The organism is Micromonospora sp. WMMD736, assembly GCF_049179015.1.
Taxonomy (GTDB): Bacteria; Actinomycetota; Actinomycetes; order Mycobacteriales; family Micromonosporaceae; genus Micromonospora.
Genome location: NZ_JBMHMI010000058.1, coordinates 1 through 1,591 on the forward strand (window position 1 = coordinate 1; position 1,591 = coordinate 1,591).

General features: G+C 63.4%; 3 protein-coding genes. 2 read left to right on the forward strand and 1 reads right to left on the reverse strand.

Annotation, left to right across the window (positions count from 1 at the left end):
- Positions 1–523 (reverse strand): SDR family NAD(P)-dependent oxidoreductase (locus tag ACN269_RS33505; protein WP_421477168.1); only part of this gene is annotated, 523 nt, incomplete at its 3' end.
- Positions 524–839: 316 nt separating this feature from the next.
- Here ACN269_RS33505 and ACN269_RS33510 point away from each other — a divergent pair.
- Entirely contained in the window at positions 840–1,037 is a 198-nt protein-coding gene (locus ACN269_RS33510) for a ferredoxin (RefSeq protein WP_421477170.1), read from the forward strand.
- 39 nt (positions 1,038–1,076) lie between these two features.
- Positions 1,077–1,591, forward strand: a 515-nt coding sequence (locus ACN269_RS33515; protein WP_421477171.1) for a TetR family transcriptional regulator, incomplete at its 3' end; no start/stop codon positions are given.

The window sequence follows — 1,591 nt, forward strand, 5'->3', positions numbered from 1 at the left end:
GGCCGTTGACCCCCGCCTTGGTGGCGGAGTACATCGCGATGTTGTGGTACGCGACGATCGACGCCGCCGACGAGGTGGCCAGGATCGTGCCGCCGCCGTTGGCCTTCAACGCCGGCACGGCGGCCTGGGCGGTGTAGACGACGCCGCTGAGGTTCACCCCCAAGACGTGTTGCCAGTCGGCCTCCGTGAGGTCCTCGAAGGCCACATACTCGCCGCCGGCGACCGTCGGCACTCCCCCGCGCGACACGATGCCGGCGTTGGCCCAGGCGATGTCGAGCTTGCCGTAGTGGTCGACGGTCTGCTGGACCGCCGCGGCGATCTGTTCCTTGACCGCGACGTCGGCGGTGATGGCGATCGCGTCACCGCCGGCCTGCTCAACCAATTTGAGGGTTTGCTCAGCGCGCTCGGCATCGATGTCGACGATCGCGACCTTGGCGCCCTCGGCGGTGAACAGCAAGGAACTGTGCCTGCCGAGCCCGGACCCGGCGCCGGTGATCATGGCAACTTTGCGATCAAGCTTCATTCGGTGTCCTTCGCGTCGCTCGAGGAGTCTCTTGGCGCCACGGCACAGGGCCGAAAACACGCATCGCTAGCAGGTGTCGGCTGGGTGGTGTGACTGGCGCCACTTGCACTGCGCAGACTACTCTCGATGATATGAGACGTCAATCAAAAATTGTCAGCTGATACACGAAGGTGGTTAGCCGCAGGTCGCGGCGCTGCAGAAGGGTCAACCAACCGCCGCTCAGGCCTTCCCTGGCGACACTAAAAACTATAATCTTTAGATATTGATCGGGTGTCGCGTTGACAGGAATCCATCCAGAAGGGAAGCGGGGTTGTCGATGAAGGTCCGTTTGGACAAGCCCAAATGCGTGGGGCATGCACAGTGCTATGCCGTCGATCCTGACCTCTTTCCGATCGATGACGAGGGCTACTCGATCATGGAGCCGCACGAGGTGCTGGCGCGAGACGAGCAGCTCGTCCGCAATGGCGTCGCGGCGTGTCCGGAGTTGGCCCTGGTCATCGAAGACGACGACTGATATGTCACGCGTGGCGACCGGGATGGTAGAGCGTTAGGCATGGGCAGACCGTCGAAGCCGTTGATCAAGCGTGACGAGGTGGTTACCGCCTCGTTGGAGATCATCGACAAGGAAGGCCTGGACGCGTTCACCATGCCCCGCCTGGCACGTCATCTCGGAGTGCGGGCACCGTCGCTTTATCACCACTTCGGTGACAAGAACGACATACTTGTGGCGGTCGCCCGTCGCATCGGCGGGGTGTCAGTCATCCGGCCCCGCCGGCCGTCGACCGAGGACTGGCCGGAGTTCTTCGTTGCGCTGGCGCTGAACTTCCGCCAAGCCGTGCTGCGCCACCGCAACGCAGCACCCGTGCTGCTGCAGCACCTCCCTCGTGATGTGCTCGTCAACGGCTATGAGGACGCCGCACGCTACCTGTCCGACTGTGGTGTACCGGTTCACCTGCACGTAAAGATCCTCGACGGCCTCGAGACGTTGTCGGTGGGTGCGGTGCTCACCGAGGCCAGACGCACTCCGAGGCGCCACGCGATGTCCTTTCCGAAGGTCGATGCGCAGTC